Source organism: Geminocystis herdmanii PCC 6308 (genome assembly GCF_000332235.1).
Lineage (GTDB): Bacteria > Cyanobacteriota > Cyanobacteriia > Cyanobacteriales > Cyanobacteriaceae > Geminocystis > Geminocystis herdmanii.
The window spans coordinates 3,960,171-3,978,654 of record NZ_CM001775.1; the positions used below are offsets into that span (position 1 = coordinate 3,960,171).

13 protein-coding genes are annotated in these 18,484 nt (G+C 36.8%); 4 read left to right on the forward strand and 9 right to left on the reverse strand.

Annotation, left to right across the window (positions count from 1 at the left end; genetic code table 11):
* Nucleotides 1-26: 26 nt before the first annotated feature.
* The 3 genes from SYN6308_RS23035 to cobN form a co-directional block, all read right to left on the reverse strand.
* Nucleotides 27-293, reverse strand: coding sequence for a hypothetical protein (locus SYN6308_RS23035; RefSeq protein ID WP_017296198.1), 267 nt, complete (start codon nt 291-293; stop codon nt 27-29).
* 106 nt (nt 294-399) lie between these two features.
* The gene (locus tag SYN6308_RS19790; protein WP_017296199.1) at nt 400-645 is read right to left on the reverse strand and encodes a hypothetical protein; all 246 of its coding nucleotides are present in this window, start codon (nt 643-645) and stop codon (nt 400-402) included.
* A gap of 408 nt (nt 646-1,053) precedes the next feature.
* Entirely contained in the window at nt 1,054-5,067 is a 4,014-nt protein-coding gene (gene cobN / locus SYN6308_RS19795; RefSeq protein ID WP_017296200.1) for a cobaltochelatase subunit CobN, read from the reverse strand.
* 247 nt (nt 5,068-5,314) lie between these two features.
* Here cobN and SYN6308_RS19805 point away from each other — a divergent pair, with 247 nt between their 5' ends.
* Nucleotides 5,315-5,857 carry a hypothetical protein gene (locus SYN6308_RS19805; RefSeq protein WP_017296202.1) on the forward strand — a complete coding sequence of 181 codons (543 nt, stop codon included), beginning with the start codon at nt 5,315-5,317 and terminating at the stop codon, nt 5,855-5,857.
* Between the two features lie 84 nt (nt 5,858-5,941).
* On the forward strand, nt 5,942-6,184 hold the full coding sequence (locus SYN6308_RS19810; RefSeq protein ID WP_017296203.1) for a DUF4327 family protein: 243 nt from the start codon (nt 5,942-5,944) through the stop codon (nt 6,182-6,184).
* A 140-nt stretch (nt 6,185-6,324) separates the two neighbouring features.
* Here SYN6308_RS19810 and rpsU read toward each other — a convergent pair whose 3' ends face one another.
* Both rpsU and SYN6308_RS23590 read right to left on the reverse strand, forming a co-directional pair.
* On the reverse strand, nt 6,325-6,501 hold the full coding sequence (gene rpsU, locus SYN6308_RS19815) for a 30S ribosomal protein S21 (protein ID WP_015222259.1): 177 nt from the start codon (nt 6,499-6,501) through the stop codon (nt 6,325-6,327).
* A 225-nt stretch (nt 6,502-6,726) separates the two neighbouring features.
* A complete protein-coding gene (locus SYN6308_RS23590; protein ID WP_017296204.1) occupies nt 6,727-10,413 on the reverse strand; it encodes a beta strand repeat-containing protein in 3,687 nt (1,228 codons plus the stop codon).
* Nucleotides 10,414-10,606: 193 nt separating this feature from the next.
* Here SYN6308_RS23590 and radA point away from each other — a divergent pair, with 193 nt between their 5' ends.
* Together radA and SYN6308_RS19830 are read left to right on the forward strand one after the other, a co-directional pair.
* Complete coding sequence (gene radA, locus SYN6308_RS19825) at nt 10,607-12,100, forward strand: DNA repair protein RadA (RefSeq protein WP_017296205.1); 1,494 nt, start codon at nt 10,607-10,609, stop codon at nt 12,098-12,100.
* 50 nt (nt 12,101-12,150) lie between these two features.
* A complete protein-coding gene (locus SYN6308_RS19830; RefSeq protein WP_017296206.1) occupies nt 12,151-13,014 on the forward strand; it encodes a hypothetical protein in 864 nt (287 codons plus the stop codon).
* A 91-nt stretch (nt 13,015-13,105) separates the two neighbouring features.
* Here the strand turns inward: SYN6308_RS19830 and SYN6308_RS19835 are convergent, their stop codons facing one another.
* The 4 genes from SYN6308_RS19835 to fba form a co-directional block, all read right to left on the reverse strand.
* Nucleotides 13,106-13,891, reverse strand: coding sequence for a hypothetical protein (locus tag SYN6308_RS19835; RefSeq protein WP_017296207.1), 786 nt, complete (start codon nt 13,889-13,891; stop codon nt 13,106-13,108).
* A 104-nt stretch (nt 13,892-13,995) separates the two neighbouring features.
* Nucleotides 13,996-15,552, reverse strand: coding sequence for a B12-binding domain-containing radical SAM protein (locus tag SYN6308_RS19840; protein WP_017296208.1), 1,557 nt, complete (start codon nt 15,550-15,552; stop codon nt 13,996-13,998).
* A gap of 127 nt (nt 15,553-15,679) precedes the next feature.
* Nucleotides 15,680-17,041, reverse strand: a complete 1,362-nt coding sequence (gene accC / locus SYN6308_RS19845; protein WP_017296209.1) for an acetyl-CoA carboxylase biotin carboxylase subunit — start codon at nt 17,039-17,041, stop codon at nt 15,680-15,682.
* Nucleotides 17,042-17,396: 355 nt separating this feature from the next.
* Complete coding sequence (gene fba / locus SYN6308_RS19850) at nt 17,397-18,476, reverse strand: class II fructose-bisphosphate aldolase (RefSeq protein WP_017296210.1); 1,080 nt, start codon at nt 18,474-18,476, stop codon at nt 17,397-17,399.
* Nucleotides 18,477-18,484: the final 8 nt, after the last annotated feature.

Sequence of the window (18,484 nt, forward strand, 5' to 3'; positions counted from 1 at the left end):
TTAAAGTAAAAAAACTAATTATTTAGTCAATCTCGTATAAATAATTCTTCATTGTCTTCTAACTCAGGTAACAAAAGTAAAGAAGATAATTGCTGATTAGTTTCAATATCTGGTAAAATTTCTTTAGCAACATTACATTTCACGGGATTCTTGCCTAAATCCCAAATCGAAGGTTTTTTCTTAATAGTAGTAATTATTAATTTATCATCTTGCTGGATAATTTCTATTTCCTCTGACTCTCCTAATAATTCTTTGGGAATCATAACTCCTTTATTAGTAACTTTTAATTTCATAATTTTGTATTAATTATATTGTTTAATTTGATTAAATCTATTTAACAAAATATCTTGTTAAACTTTTTTTTACCTCTTCTACGAAGATAAAGAATGATAAAGCAAATTAATCATTATCGTCATTGTCTTCATCGTCTTCTTGATTGTCGTCATCATCATCATTATCGTCATCATCGTTATTATCATCACTTTGATTATTGTCGTTAGAAGAAGGATTTTGCTGTGTGTTATCTTCAGAATTGTTACTAGGAGAAGATGAGGGAGTTTGGTTTTGATTTTCATTATTAGCAGATTTGCCACAGCCTACGATCGTAGTTATCAATAGTAAAAACACAATGATTATAGGTTTCATAGTTAAATATCGTTAATTAGTAATAACTATTATATAGCAATCAGGAATCATTTGTGAGAAATAAATTATTAGAAAAAATATCGAAGATACGACTAATCTTGCCTTTTGCCTTTTGCCTCTTGCCTTTGATGATAAGATAATTTTCACAACTCATAACTGACTGCTATATTCTCTAATAAACGTGTTTTCATTTCTGATTCAGCAGAAATTTTTGCCTTAATATTTAATACATATGAATATTCAGATCAAATCTTGTACTAAAATTAGACACAAAACATAGATATAGAACTTTCTTTTTTGTTCTAATAGATTTAGACCTTAATTATGATTTTACCACCGTAGAACAGGCATCTTGCCTGTTTTTCTGAAGATGTCTAATGAATTCATCAGTTTTTATAAAAAATAAAATTACTCGATCGAACCTTCAGCTTCATGGGCAATTTGTCTTAATTTATCCAACATTTCTTGAGAGACATTTTGCCACAAATTACGTTGATTTGCTTCGATTAATCTTTCTGCTATATCCCTTAATGCCCAAGGGTTTTTTTCTTGGATAAATTGTTGTACTTTTTCATCGAATAAATAACTTTTAGCTACCCCTTCAAACATAAAATTAGGCACATTTTTAGTAGTAGCAGAATAAGCGAATAAATAATCGACAGTGGCACTCATTTCAAATGCTCCTTTATAGCCATGACGCATAACTCCTTCTATCCATTTCGGGTTAATAACTCGACTGCGATAAACCCTTGCAATTTCCTCTTTTAATGCCCTAACTTTGGGGTTATTAGGTTGGGAATTATCCCCAAAATAAGTGACAGGATTTTCTCCTTTTAAATGTCTCACCGCAACGGTTAATCCTCCTTGAAATTGGTAATAATCATCGGAGTCTAATAAATCATGTTCTCGATTATCTTGGTTATGTAAAACTATCTGTAATGTTTTCAATCTTTGTTCAAAAACTTCGGGCATAGATACCCCTTTATTTCCCTCATAAGCATAACTACTCCAGTTCAAATAAGCCCTTGCTAAATCAGCATCATTTTCCCAATTTTGCGACTCAATTAAACCTTGTAAACCAGCACCATAAGCACCGGGTTTTGAGCCAAATAAACGATAACTTGCCCTCTGTTTTGCCTCATTTTCTTCTAAACCTTTATCTAACCAATATTTAGTCTCTTTTTCTACTTGTAAAGCAAGGGGATTTTGCTCTTTTTCTTCGGTCAGGGTTGACAAATGTACGATCGCTTTATATAATAATTCCAGTATTGTGGGAAATCCGTCACGAAAAAAACCCGAAACTCTCACAGTTACATCTATGCGAGGTCTCCCTAACACAGATAGGGGTATAATTTCATAGTCAACCACCCTACGACTAACCCCATCCCAAACGGGTTTGATGCCCATGAGTGCCATAATTTGAGCGATGTCATCCCCTCCCGTGCGCATGGTGGAAGTACCCCAGACAGAAATCGCCAAGGTTTTGGGATATTCACCGTTTTCTTGGGTATAACGATCGATTACCGCCTCCGCAGCTTTTCTTCCTACATCCCAAGCGGTTTCACTGGGAATTGCTCTTATATCCACTGAATAAAAGTTACGCCCTGTGGGTAAAACATCCGCCCTGCCTCGACTTGGTGCGCCTGATGAGCCACTAGGAATAAATTTGCCTTCTAATCCTCTCATTAAATTGATGATTTCTCGATCGCTTTTTAGGAGGTTGGGTAATAAATTATTGGCTATCCAATTAAGAGATTTTTCAGTGTTTTTTCCTAAGCTAATTTCTTGATAATTTTCTCCTGCTATTAGTTTTTCTACTAGATTATTTGCTAAGGTTTCTAAGTAATCTTGATCTCCCCTAGCCCCCCTTAATAAGGGGGGAATAGTTGAGGAATCAGTCTCGTTTAATAAGGGGGGAATAGTTGAGGAATTAGTTTCGTTTAATAAGGGGGGAATAGTTGAGGAATTAGTTTCGTTTAATAAGGGGGAAATAGTTGAGGAATTAGTCTCGTTTAATAAGGGGATAATTTCAGAGGAAAAAGTCCCCCTTACTAAGGGGGATTTAGGGGGATCATTTTTTAAGGGAGATTTTATCGAATCTAAATCTTCTTGAATTGCGTCAATTAATCCTAAGTTATTATAACTGCTAAATCGTGCGATCGAAATAATTAAATCTCGTAATTGTCTTCCTTGAGGGCATTGTCCAAAAATATGTAAACCGTCTCTAATTTGAGCGTCTTTTAATTCACATAAATAACTGTCAGCAGTGGTTAAAAATTGCGAAAACGTATCTTGATTTACTTCTTTAATGGCTAAATCTTCATTGAGGTTAGTCGTTTTTGTTAAGTTTAAGATTCGATCGAATATAATTTTTAGACGACTAGGATTAAGACTTTGTGCCTGATAATATTCATCAATTAAAGCCTCTAATTCTAATAAATCACCGTATAATTCAGCACGAGTTAAAGGAGGAGTTAAATGATCAATTATTACCGCATTTGCCCGGCGTTTTGCCTGTGAACCTTCCCCCGGATCATTTACAATAAAAGGATAAAAATTAGGTAACGTATCTAAAGTAATTTCAGGGTAACAATTTTCAGATAAAACCAAACTTTTTCCCGGCAACCATTCTAAATTACCGTGTTTTCCCACATGAATAATGGCATCAGCTTTAAAAATTTCCCTCACCCAATAATAGAAAGCTAAATAATGATGAGTTGGCTCTAAATCTGGGGCATGATAGTTTAAACTAGGATCAAAATCGTAACCTCTTGAGGGTTGAATACCAATAAAAATATTATCTAATTGTATTCCCGAAATGGGGATTATTTTTTTCGATATAAGGGTATCTGGATACGAATGATAATCATTCGCATACGAGGTTATATTTTTCCATCGAGTATTGATTTGTTGTTGGGTTTCTAAGGGTAAGGTTGCAAAATAAGTCTCATATTCTTCTAGGGATAAATATTGATTAATTTTTCTTTGGGATTGCATTTCTAAATCATTAGTTACCCCTTCAATTAACTTAAATATTAACTCGTCACCGTTGGCTGGAATATCTTTAATTTGATAACCTTTTTCTTGTAAAGCCTTCAATATATTAATACAACTTGCAGGAGTATCTAAACCAACGCCGTTAGCAATTCTTCCGTCTTTATTAGGATAGTTAGCTAAAATTAAGGCTACTTTTTTTTCTGAGTTACTAACTTTACTTAAATTAACCCATTTTTTTGCCAATTTTGCTATATAATTAACTCGATCGAGCAAAGGTTCATAAATTACTATATCGGTTTCTAATTGGGGATGCCAAGTCGCTACAGATTTAAACGAAATTGCCCTTGTGATAATCCTTCCATCGACTTCGGGAAGGGCAACATTCATGGCAACATCTCTCGGAGATAAACCTTGAAAATTATCCGCCCAATATTCTTTTGTACTGCCACTGAGGATGACTTGCAAAACGGGAATATCTAAAGTTTGCCAAATTTTAGCGTTAGTTTCATTGCCAATTTTTGCCACAGAAAAGCTAGTGGTATTGAGTATTAATTTGACTTGATGATGTTGTAATAATTTAATTAATTCTGCTTGAGTATCTGTTTCTTGAAGGGAGGATACATAAATAGCAATACTGCTTAAATTTTCTTGGTTTAATGCTGTGGATAAAGCATCAATAGGTTTAAGATTTCCCGAGAGAAAGTGCGATCGATAAAATATAATAGCTGTATCAATTTGTTGCTTATTTTCTTCTAATTTATTGTGTTGAGAGAAAGCTATTTTTTCTTGGGAAGATTTAGTGTTATCTTGAGGGGAATTGGTGAGAGATTCAATATTTCTCCCCCTCGTCTCATGGGAGAGGGGGTTGGGGGGTGAGGGTTGATAGATACCTAAACGATCGATCGATCGAGGTGAATTAGGTTTAAAATTAGTATGGAAAAAACTATCACTAAGATACTTAAATGCGTTGACAAAATTTTCAACCCCCCCCTCGATTAAGTATTGCCAAAAATGATTAACGATGGATAAGGAAACGTTAGAATGACTAATTAATTCTACATCAGGTCGATCGTCACCGGGTAAAATCAGTAAATGGGCGTTAGTTTGGCTAACTATGTCTTTGCACACTTCTAAGCCATAACTCCAATAACTTCTTCCCCCCAAAAGGCGCAAAATAATGACTTGGGCTTGTGATAAAATCTCCTCTCCATAGGTATCAATGGTTAATTCCTGCTGTAACTGCAATAAATTAACGACTCGAATTTGAGGGAAATCCGCCGGTAGAGAGTCTAAACTGGAGGCTATCGTCTGAATATCTGTATCGGCACTGGTGAGGAAGATAATGGGTGCAGGATTTTGTTGAATAATAATCACTCCTTCGGTGTCGGGATTCCATCCCCCGGGAGTAGCTGGGATTCGGTGCATTTTGAGAATTAATAAATTAAATATGTTCTTTTGCTACTATATCGATTATTTGATTATTAGACATATCTAATTTTATTATAGAATTATTAAAATAACTTACATCTTTGTTGCCTCTTGCCTTTTGCCTTTTGCCTTTCATAAAGTAAACATACAATTAATTTTGCCTACTCACTTAACAGTTTGATTTAACCTAATACCTAACACCTTTCTTCATCAAAATGCTATGAGGAAACGCCTAATTAAGATTATGAATAGAGAATTTATCAGTCAATTTGTCGAAATAAAATCTCCTTGGTTAACGCTAATCGGAGAGAAAATAAAAAATTCTCAAGGGCAAATTTTGGACTATTGGAGAGTTGAAAAAGATGATTCTCTGATTATTATTATTGAGCATAAAAATCAATTAATTTTTCCTCAGTTAATTTTTCGTGAAGGTATTAAAAAAGTTACCCTTGATTTTGCGGGAGGTAGAGTTAATTCCAGTGAAACTTTAGAAAATAATGCTTTATGGATTTTAAAAAAAGAGTTAAATATTTCATCACAAAACATTAAAACTCTCATTCCCATTAATCGTGAGGGATGGATAATTAACAGTTCATTTAGTAATCAGTTACTATGGGGTTTCTATGGTTTGATTGATGATGATGTGAGTCTCGATCGAAATTTTATTGGTGCTACTTATAATCTTACGAAGGAAGATTTATCTAATTTACTAAATAATTTAACCTGTCTTCAGTGTCGATCGTTACTATTAGAGAGTATTTGTCAAGGAATTGTTGCGACTTCTTAAAGAAACGGTATAGAATTTAACTGAAAGATTTATTTTTTTTCTCTATAGCATTTTCAATTTACTAGGTCACACAATCAAAATTTTATGACTACTTACACCCTCCCAACAATTTCCCCCTATTATTACACCCTTGACTTTATTAAAGACGAAATCAGAGCCTTACTAGAAAGGGGTAGCATCAGCCGTCATCAGCCTATTTATAGCTTGGCTAACTATATTCCCCCCAGAGAATGGTTATCCGTGGAAAAACAACTAGAAGAAAAAGATTTTTTATTGCGCGATCGTATCGGTGATTTGTTAGGCTCAGAACATTGGGATAATGATTAATAAAATAGGGGCTAATTATTAGCCCCTGACAAACTCATGATTCAAAGAAATACTCTATTGGGATAAGTTGCGTGTATTAATTTCACCCCCTTGTTAACTTTCCCATTCATTTTAATTACAAATAATTATCGAATTACTATTTAACGAAAGCGTTTTTTGCGACGAGCAACGGCTTTGCGTTTTTTCTTTTCGATGGGGGTTTCAAAGTGACGCAGACGTTTAATATCTGCAAAGATACCTGCTTTGGAAACTTGTCTTTTAAAACGACGTAAAGCTGATTCTATATTTTCATTTTGTCCCACAACCACTTGGGTCATGTAATATCCTCCTTGCTATTTTACGATTTTTTTACTAACCTATCATTATATCTTACCTTGATCAGAATAACACCCTGATCAGTTTTTTGTTTTAATACTTAAACAAAACGAAGAAAGAAATTAGAGCAAATTCGTAGGAACTGAGGTGATATTAGGTTCTAATTTTTATATAGTACAGAAAAAAATGCTTGGGTGGGCATTGCCCACCTTAGTTTTATTGATATTTTAACCAATGATAAAGTCAGTATTTAACAATGCTGACGTAACACCACTATCAAAGATAAAGCCTTCACCTCCAATGGTCGTACCATTACTATTATAGAAAACAGTACCAGTTCCTTGACTATGGACAATACGAGCAGTGCTACCTTTTGCTAAATCATCCGTAGCAACCGATGCAAATTGACTAATTGCTAAAACATCACCAATATTACCTGTTAGACCAAATGTAATTCTGCCTAGAACAAATTTATCTCCTTGATTCCGATTAAAATCAATGATAGTGTCATTGCCAATATCAGGAGAGGAAAAAGCAGAATTAGTAACATATTGGAATCGATCGGCACCAGCTCCTCCTGTTAAGGTGTCATTACCAGCACCACCAATTAAAGTATCATTCCCTTCATTACCGATAAGAAAATCATTTCCAGCCGCCCCAGAAAGAATATTATTACCACTATTCCCAGTAATACGATTACCACCGCTAGGATTAGTGTCATTATTACCAGTACCATTAATGTTAGCTGAACCCGTTAACTGGAGATTTTCGACATTTGTACCAAGGGTATAGGTAATGGAAGAAAGAACTAAATCTGTACCTTGATTAGCCAATTCCGTAATTACAACACCAGTATTGTTAATGATATAAGTATCGTTACCGTTACCTCCCACAAGGGTATCTCTGCCTCCTAAACCATCGAGAAAATCATTACCATCTAAACCGATGAGGTTATTAGCTAAACTATTACCAATTAAACGGTTATTAAGACTATTACCAGTACCTTTGACGGCTGAACCGATGAGGGTTAAATTTTCGACGTTACCATCTAAAGTATCATTATTGACGGAGATAAAAGCGGTATCAATACCACCGTTTAAAGTATCTACCTCAATAATAACATCGCCTAGACTGTTAATGTAGTAATAATCATGACCCAGTCCACCAATCATGGTATCATTGCCTAAACCACCATCAATCACGTTAGAGCCGAAAGTAAGGTTAGAGCCTGAATTACCAGTAATTACGTTATTTAAAGCGTTTCCAGTACCATTGATGTTGGCTGTACCAAGAAGAGTCAGATTTTCGACATTATCGGTCAAGGTATAAGTAATAAAAGTTGTAACTAAATCAGTTCCCTGAGTAACTCCTTCAATGACAACATCTCCAATATTGTCAACAACATAAACATCATTGCCTTCATGACCATATAAGGTATCAATTCCAATACCACCATCGAGAGTGTCATTACCGATTTGCCCTAAGAGAACATCATTACCAGTTCCACCAAGAAGAATATCATCACCTCCCTGACCATCAAGAGTATTATTTCCGCTATTACCAGTAATAATATTATTTACCGTATTTCCTGTGCCATTAATGTTGGTAGTGCCTAATAGGGTTAAATTTTCAAAATTAACTTTCAGTGTATTAGAAACTGTCGATTGGACGGTATCAATACCTTGATTAGCCGCTTCTGTCAAGGTTTCAAGCACACTATCAGTGACATAGAGATCATCTCCGGCACCGCCGATTAAGGTATCTTTCCCATTACCTCCCACGAGAGTATCATTCCCCGCATCACCGACTAAACTATCATTACCATTACCACCAAGGAGGCTATCGTTACCATTACCACCAAGGAGAGTATCATTCCCCTCACCCGTATTAAGAGTATCATTCCCATCTCCCGCCGTCAAAGTATCATTACCGATATTAGTGGTAATAATATTATTAGAGGCGTTGCCTGTGAGGTTAAGGTTAATAGTACTTAAAAAGACGAAATTTTCAATATTTGTCGGTAATGTATAGCTTCTGGTTAATTCTGTGCCAGTATAAGAGGCTTCAATGGTGTCAATTTCTGTTACGGAGGAAGAACTTTCTGTAATTTGGTCATTTTCTCCCAGATTAATGCGATATAAGTCTCCACCGGTTCCACCAATCAGAACATCTTGCCCTTCTCCACCATCGAGGGTATCACTACCGGCACCTCCATCAAGAGTATCACTACCTTCATTACCTAATAAAATATTAGACATACTATTACCTTGTGCTTTCGATGCTAGTCCGGCCAAGGTAATATGGTTGACAAAACGATTATCACCGGCATCACCTATTGTATAAGGTACTACAGTATTATAGCTAACGATTACGAGATCTCCACCTGAGTCGGCAAGATCTTCTCGAATTCGATCATCAGCACTATCTACAAAATAAGTATCATCCCCTCGTCCACCAATTAAAATATCAGTACCTCCGTTTCCGTCAAGGAAATTTCTCCCATCATTACCGATAATTTCATTCGCTAATGCGTTACCAGTACCAGAAAAATCCCCATTACCCGATAATCGTAGGTTTTCTAAATTAGCACCTAAAATATAGTCAGAATTAGTGATGACAGTATCAGTACCCCCCGTAGCAGTTTCCAAAATTAAATCTACCATATCCCCCGTGTTATCGAGGATATAAGTATCATTTCCCGCACCACCTTTGAGAGTATCAACTCCTCCGTTACCATCGAGGGTATCGTTACCTGCACCGCCATCGAGGACGTTATTACGGTTATTTCCTGTGAGATAATTATCTCCAGTATTTCCTGTGGCATTAATAGCTAATAAACCCGTAAGGGTAATATTTTCTAAATTAGCTTGATTGGCGATGGTATAACTTCCGTAGGCGACGCTGACAGTATCAATACCTTGATTAGCACCTTCTACAATAATATCAGAGGCACTGTCAATAATATAGGTATCGTTACCTGGACCACCAACTAAAGAATCGACACCACTACCACCATCAAGGGTATCATCGCCAAATCCTCCTATCAGGGTATCAGCACCTCCAGCACCGACTAAATTATCATTTCCATCTTGTCCATCGAGGCGATTATTGGCACTGTTTCCTTGAATTAAGTTGCCATATTCATTCCCAACTCCACTGACAGCAGTGCCTGTTAAGGTCAAATTTTCAATATTACTACCTAGACCAAGTACCCTTAGATCATAGTTAGTAGAAATTTGAATAGTGTCAATGCCTCCACCATCGGTTTCGCCAATAATTACATCCGAGGCATCAATGACATAAGTATCATTGCCACCACCACCGTTTAGGGTATCAACTCCTGCACCACCGATCAGAACATCATCTCCCGCACCACCAAAGAGACTATCATTTCCTGCTCCACCGTTAAGAGTATCGTTACCAGAGCCACCATCTAAGGTATTATTGCCACTATTACCAATGATGATATTGGCATTGGCGTTGCCTGTACCGTTTATATTAGCTGTTCCTGTTAAAGTCAAAGACTCCACATTTGCTGATAAAGTAGTGGTTACGTCAGCCCTTAAAACATCTGTAATTGTACCGAAAGTTGTAGCTAATAATGTCTGAGTGGCTAGATTATTTGTATCAAAAACGTTGACAAAAAAAGTTTCGTCAGCTTCTATAAAGCTATCGTTAGTTATGTTAATAGAGATGGTTTTTACTCTTTCTCCCACAGCAAAGACTAGGGGGCTATTATTTACTGCGGTAAAATCTAAACCGGCAATAGCGGTATTGTTAAAGGTGCTGACATAATAGGTTCTATTTGCCTGTAATGGATCAGATGCTGGTTCGGAAAGCTCGATGGTGAAGGTTAAGGTGGTGTTGAGTCCTTCAACGGCAATGCCGTTACTGAAAATATTTACGTCTATCATAATAAACTTTAATGTTATACATATCAAATATTATAACATGGAATCAATAATAATGTATCCGAATAAATACTTAATTGATGTTAATCATAATAAACTGACTTAAATGTGATAAAAGGTCTTTGAGGTAAAACAACAAGGCTGTTTTTTTGATAAGATTATGGGGTAAGTATGAAATACGGGGACACAAAATATTATGGCGAAAACCAGAACTGTTTATATCTGTAATGCCTGTGGTGCAGAATCTTCTCAGTGGTTTGGTAAATGTCCTAGTTGCGGTGTTTACGGTACTTTAGAAGAACAAATTTCTAATAATACCAATAATGGTAATTTTAGTCGTGCTGGTTGGCAATCTCAAAGTCGTACTCAAAACAAAAAAGAAAGCCCCGCACAACCTCGAATCTCTGTGAAATTTTCAGATATTACAGAAGAGGAACAACCCCGTATGGACTCAGGTTATCATGAATTGGATCGAGTTTTGGGAGGGGGAATTGTACCCGGTTCATTGATCTTGATTGGGGGTGATCCGGGTATTGGTAAGTCAACTTTGTTGTTACAAACGGCGAATCAATTATCGATTCGGTTTCCTCGTATTTTATATGTGTCGGCGGAGGAGTCAGGGCAACAAATCAAATTACGAGCTTCTCGGTTAAGGGTTGGCTTGTCAGGGGATGACTCAGATTCAAGTAATGGGCAGGAAAAAACTCCACTTCTTGAACCGAATTTATATATTTTGCCTGAAACGGATTTAGAGGAAATTTTGCGAGAATTGGAATCTCTCAAGCCTCAAGTGGCAATTATTGATAGTATTCAAACTTTACATTTTTCGACTATTAATTCTGCTCCCGGTTCGGTGTCTCAGGTAAGAGAATGTACTTCGGCTTTGATGCAGGTGGCAAAACGAGAAAATATTAGTCTGTTTATTGTTGGTCATGTTACTAAAGAAGGGGCGATCGCAGGGCCTAGGGTATTAGAGCATTTGGTAGATACTGTGTTATATTTTGAGGGCGATCGATATGCGTCTCATCGTTTGTTACGATCGGTCAAAAATCGTTTTGGTGCTACCCATGAAATCGGTATCTTTGAAATGGTAGATCATGGTTTAGATGAAGTAACTAACCCTTCAGAATTGTTTTTGAGTAATCGAGAGGAACAAGCACCGGGTACAGCTACGATCGTCTCCTGTGAGGGTACTCGATGCCTTGTGGTAGAGTTACAAGCCTTAGTTAGCCCCACTAGCTACACTTCTCCTCGTCGATCGACGACAGGAGTGGATTATAATAGGTTGCAACAAATTTTGGCAGTATTAGAAAAAAGGGTAGGTATTCCTCTGTCGAAATTAGATGCTTATGTGGCTTCTGTGGGAGGATTGGCGGTGGAAGAACCAGCGGCAGATTTGGGTATGGCGATCGCCATTGTAGCTAGTTTTCGAGATCGTGTAGTCGATCCTCGTACGGTGTTAATCGGAGAAATCGGTTTAGGAGGACAAGTGCGCTTAGTGTCCCAAATGGAATTAAGATTAAAAGAGGCGGCTAAATTGGGCTTTACTCGCGCGATCGTGCCTAAAGGGCAAACATATCCTACTGATTTAGGATTGGAAATTATCGCTGTCAATAAAGTTATTCAAGCTATTGTGGTGGCTATTCCTAGTACTCAAAATGAAGATGAGGAAGATTCTGAAGAAAATTAGGCTTTAATTTTTCTCACGCAAAGACGCTAAGATATTTACTGTTAAAATTTATGAAAATATTGGTCACTATTCCTCATTTTTTTAAGCAACAAAAAAATGCTATTCACGGCTCTCAAAAAAATCCTCAACCTAGAATACAAGCCTTAACTAATTCTATTTTATCTTTACAACAATTATTCGGCAAACCGCCGTTAATGATCAAAGTGGGTGAAAGAATTACTATCCCTGCTAATACTATACAATCTACCTCGATCGATATTGTTATTTGCACCACAGGAGAGGATCATTTAATTCCTTATTTACCTTTACCTCAAGGTTTATTTATACATAATAAAACTAATGCTGAACCTCTTTTGTTAGGTTTTGAATGTCATAAAATTTTAAAAGACAATTTCGGTAAATATGATTATTATTGTTTTTTAGAAGATGATTTAATTATTCGAGATGCTAACTTTTTTACTAAACTAAATTGGTTTAATCAGGTAACAGATTTTCAAAAAGTATTGTTTCCGAATCGTTACGAATTAGGCTTGAATGAATATACGGGAAAATGTTATGTTGACGGGGATTTATTGCCTAGGGTGACAGCACCTTTTCAAAATGTTAATGATGAGCCAGAATTGAAAGGACAAATTATGAATATTCCTGTAGTTTTTAGACGGGCTTTAAATCCTCATTCTGGATGTTTTTTTCTTACTCATGAACAAATGAAATATTGGACAGAAAAAGACTATTTTTTAGATAAAAATACGAACTTTATTAGCCCTTTAGAAAGTGCCGCTACTTTAGGTATCATGAAAACATTTAAAATTTATAAACCTGCTCCTGAATCAGCTAATTTTTTGGAAATTAATCATCTTGGTAATGCTTTTTTCTGTCTTTTAGGTTCAGTCGTAAAAGTGCCTAAGAATTAAGAATTAAGAATTAAGAATTAAATTTTTATAAATTAATGATTTTTCTATTGCCTACAAATAATTTATTTTACTCAAAGTAAAATAGCCAAAATTACTGAGTTTTAAGGTAGTTTAAAAACTCTATTAATTCGTGATCTGATAGTAAATGACGGGATTTTTTACCATAGGTTTCTAAGAGATATTTCTTACCTTGCTCTTGTGTCCATTCTAATCTTTTCATTTCAATACTTGTTTGATCAATAATTTGACTAAAATCTAACGTTTCACTATATTCTAAGGGTAATGTGGGTTCGAGAATCTGCTCGATCGAACTTTCATCATCATTCACATTAGAAAATTGAATTAAATTGTCACTGGTATCCGTATTTTCTTCATTATATTTACTTTCAAACAAGGGAATATCCTCTATCTCTAAAGATAAACTATCATCTACCTCCGTATTGTCTGTTAATAAAGTACTAATTTCGGGCGGATTTTCTTTGATGTCGTTGCGATCGTATTCTTCCCATAAATCTTCATTTTCTTCTATGATTTCCGCTTCTTTCGGTAAGGGTAATTCTTGAATTATGGGGGGAGGGGTTGGTTGTGGTTTTGGAATTTCAGGTTTTGTTTTTACTATGACAGGCTCTTTTTTCGCAATTTTTGGGACTATTATTTCTTTTATGGGGTTTATATCCTCATCAGTTTGATTTTTAGTCCAATTTACCAGTTCGATCGCTCTCTTTCTGGCGTTATCTTCGGCTTTCTCCACTGTATCGGCGGCGGCTAATGCTGAACCTAAAACAACTTCTTCTTGAATTACTGTTACTTTTACGATATATTTACCATGATCGATCGTCACGAATTCACTAATTAAGGCTAAGGGTTTTATCATCATAATCTTGATCAAATGACACGGAAAAATTTTATGTTGATACAATTATACTAGAAAATGACCAATTAATGTTTGTCATCCGTCTTCTTGTCTTCAGAGTCTAACTTTTAAGCTGCCACTAATACTTCTTTTTCGAGACTAAAATATTCGTTTAATTGTGCCTCAATTTGTTGTTTCACAATTTCTCGATATTCTAAAAAGTGTTCGTTATGGGCGCACATAGTTAAATAATGTTCCCATACTTCGGGATTTTGCTTGATAATACTAAATAAATGATGCCAGAATTTCCAACGGGTATCTCGTTTAATGCCTTGTCGCCAAATTACGATGGCTAATGCCTTCAAATCTACTAAAGTGGGTAATTTTGGAGCAGGTTTTGCCGTTGGTTTACCTAATTTGAGAAAACAATGATAAACTCGATCGAGATAGGCATGAGGATCATATAAACGCCAAAAAGCATCCACATATTCTTGAGCAATATCTTCAATGGGGCGAGTTGGGGTAAAATTCATCAGGGTAGTTTGATTGATATTACCATCTCTACCTTGGCGCAAACGTCCTTCTTTTTCTAAACGATGCCATAACGCTGTATTGGGCAAGGCTTGTAACATAGCAAAAGTTGTGGTAGGGATTCCTATTTGTTCCGCAAAACGAACAATGCGATCGCCAGCTCCTTTTTTCTCCCCGTCAAAACCGATGATAAAACCCGCCATAGGGCGCAATCCGATACGAATAATTTTATCCACAGCATCCGCTAAAGAGCTACGGGTATTTTGAAACTTCTTAGTAAGCTGTAAGCTATCTTCATCAGGAGTTTCAATGCCTAAGAATACCGCATCAAAATAACAATCTACCATCAACTGCATTAATTCTTCATCGTCTGCTAAGTCAACGGATGCCTCCGTGTTGAAACGGAAGGGATATTGATGTTTTTCCTGCCAAATTTTTAATTCTTTGAGCAATAATTTAACGTTGCGTTTATTGCCGATAAAGTTATCATCTACCATAAAAACTCCCCTGCGCCAACCCAACTCATAGAGATAATCTAACTCTTGTAAAAGTTGTTCAGGAGTTTTTGTTCTTGGTTTTCGTCCATAAAGTACAATAATATCGCAAAATTCGCATTGAAAAGGACATCCCCTCGAAAATTGTACCGACATGGAATCATAAGCATCTAACTCTAATAACTCATAGCGAGGGATAGGGGTAGAAGTTACCGCAGGTTTTTCGGTGGTGCGAAAAGTGCCTTGGGTTTCCCCTTTTTCGATAGCTTCCACAAACATGGGCAGGGTGATTTCTCCTTCATCTAAGACTAAAAAGTCCACGCCACTTTCTTCTAATTCATGGGGTACGGAAGTAGCGTAAGGACCTCCTACGGCAACGGATTTGCCTCGCCGTTTTGCTTCTTTTATCTGCTCGATTAAGTCGTATTTTTGCACAATCATAGCGGAAAAAATGACTATATCTGCCCATTGCCATTCTTCTTCGGTGACGGCACGAATATTTCGATCGACCAGTTTAAATTCCCATGTTTGGGGTAAAATCGAAGCGACGGTAATTAACCCTAAAGGTGGTAATAATACTTTTCGATCGACCAACTCAAGGATTTTATCATAAGACCAAAAAGTAGGGGGAAAAATGGGATAAATTAATAAAGCACGCATATATATATAAGGTCGTTTTTGTAGAAAAGTTTAATGATTATCATCAACTGTAACCTAAATTTTTGTAAAATTAACTAATTAGTGTCGAATAATCACCCTTGCCACAAAATCAATTAATTTCTTCAAATTACTTTTGCGTCTTATCATTCAAAATATGTTGTTCGACAAAGTTCGTATAAACATTTCCTGCCAAAAATTCAGGATTCTCTAAAATTTTACGATGAAAATTAATAGTTGTCGGAACTCCAGTTATAGCACATTCTCTTAACGCCCTTTTCATGCGTTTGATAGCAGTATCTCGATCTTTACCCCAAACGATCAATTTACCGATAAGAGAGTCATAATAGGGAGGAATAACGTAGTCTGGATAAACAAAGGAGTCCATTCTAACACCCGGTCCTCCGGGGGGTAAATAAGCAATAATTTTGCCCGGATTTGGTCGAAAATCATGATCTGGGTCTTCTGCATTTATTCTACACTCGATCGCATGACCTCTAAACTCAATATCCTGTTGACGGAAAGATAATTTTTCCCCTTGGGCGATCGCAATTTGTTCTCTGATTAAATCTAACCCTGTAATCATTTCTGTTACAGGATGTTCAACTTGGATACGGGTATTCATCTCCATGAAATAGTAATTACCATACTTATCCAACAAAAATTCTACAGTCCCAGCACCTACATAATTAATGGATTTAGCGGCTTTAACGGCGGCTTGTCCCATTTTTTGACGAATTTTGGGATTTAAAGCGGGAGAGGGAGCTTCTTCTAATAATTTTTGATGTCTTCTTTGAATAGAGCAGTCTCTTTCTCCCAAATGAACTACATTACCGTAACTATCTGCTAAAATTTGAAACTCGATATGACGGGGTAACTCAATAAATTTTTCGATATAGACTCCAGCATTGCCAAAAGCGGCTTCTGCTTCTCCTTGCGCTGCTGCTAATAAGCGACTTAAATCACATTCTTGTTTAACTAATCGCATCCCTCTACCGCCCCCTCCTGCGGTGGCTTTGATAATTACGGGATAGCCTATTTCGGCGGCGACTCTAGCGGCTTCCTGTTCATCAGTAATCAAACCTTTACTACCGGGGATGGTGGGGACTCCTGCATTTTGCATGGTTTTTTTTGCGGTGGATTTATCCCCCATAGCAATAATAGCTTCGGGACTAGGTCCGATAAAATGTAGTTGATGATCTGCACAAATTTGGGCAAAACGAGCATTTTCGGCTAAAAATCCATAACCCGGATGGATGGCTTCTGCACCTCTAGTTAGGGCGGCAGAAATAATATTAGGTATGTTTAAATAACTTTTATTGCTTGGCGGAGGTCCTATACAGACGCTTTCATCGGCTAGTTTGACATGAAGGGCGTTACGATCGATCGTTGAGTGAACAGCAACAGTAGCAATACCCATTTCTTCGCAACTGTGAATGATGCGTAGGGCGATTTCTCCTCGATTAGCAATTAAAATCTTAGCAAAGGACATTTTAAAACATAAAATCTAATATCTTTCGTATCATATTTGGTTTTGGCACTTATGGCAATTAGGGAATGGAGAATTGAGAATGGAGAATGGAGAATGGAGAATGGAGAATTGAGAATTGAGAATGGAGAATTGAGAATGGAGAATTGAGAATGGAGAATTGAGAATGGAGAATTGAGAATGGAGAATTGAGAATGGAGAATTGAGAATGGAGAATTGAAAACTCGTCAATTTTTCTTCTAGTTCATCTGTCCACCTGTCTCTTAACCTATAACCTCATTATCAGCAACTCCTAGTCAAAAAAAAACCCCCATAAGGGAAGGGGATTTTCGGAATTTCTAAGATTCTATGAATGAATTTATACAGCTACGGCTTTTTTGATAGTTGCACTTAATTCACCTTTAGCATATTTAGCCGCAAAATCATCGAGACTTACTTGTTTGATTTTACTTGCATTTCCAGCAGTCCAGAATTGTTGATAACGCTCTAAACAAACTTGTTTCATGTATTTGATAGAGGGTTTCAAGAAGTGACGAGGATCGAAGTTAGAAGGGTCTTTCATTGCCGCTTCACGGATAGCTGCTGTAATAGCTAAACGGTTGTCAGTGTCGATATTTACTTTACGAACACCGCTCTTGATTCCTTTTTGGATTTCTTCTACAGGTACGCCATAGGTTTCGGGAATATTTCCTCCATATTGGTTGATCATGTCTAACCATTCTTGAGGTACAGACGAAGAGCCGTGCATTACCAAGTGAGTATTAGGTAATTTAGCGTGGATTTCTTCAATACGGCTAATGGCAAGGATTTCACCAGTAGGTTTACGGGTAAATTTGTAAGCTCCATGGCTGGTTCCGATGGCAACTGCTAAAGCGTCAACTTGAGTACGTTCTACAAATTCAACGGCTTCATCAGGATCAGTTAAAAGCTGAGAATGATCTAATTTACCTTCAAAACCGTGGCCGTCTTCCGCTTCACCCATACCAGTTTCAAGAGAACCTAAACAGCCTAATTCACCTTCAACACTCGCACCTACGGAGTGAGCAACTTTAACTACTTCAGCAGTAACGTTAACGTTATATTCAAAAGTAGCAGGAGTTTTCGCATCAGTTTGTAATGAGCCATCCATCATAACGCTAGTAAAACCGTTACGGATAGCAGAATAACAAGTGGCGGGGCTATTACCATGATCTTGGTGCATAGCAATAGGAATATGAGGGTAGGTTTCAGCTGCGGCTAAGATGAGGTGACGAAGGAAGTTTTCTCCAGCATAGGTACGAGCACCACGAGAAGCCTGTAAAATTACGGGGCTATCGGTTTCGTGAGCGGCTTGCATAATGGAGAGAATCTGCTCTAAGTTGTTAACGTTAAACGCAGGAATACCATAACCATTTTCGGCTGCGTGATCTAACAATAGCCTCATGGGAACTAAAGCCATAAATGTCC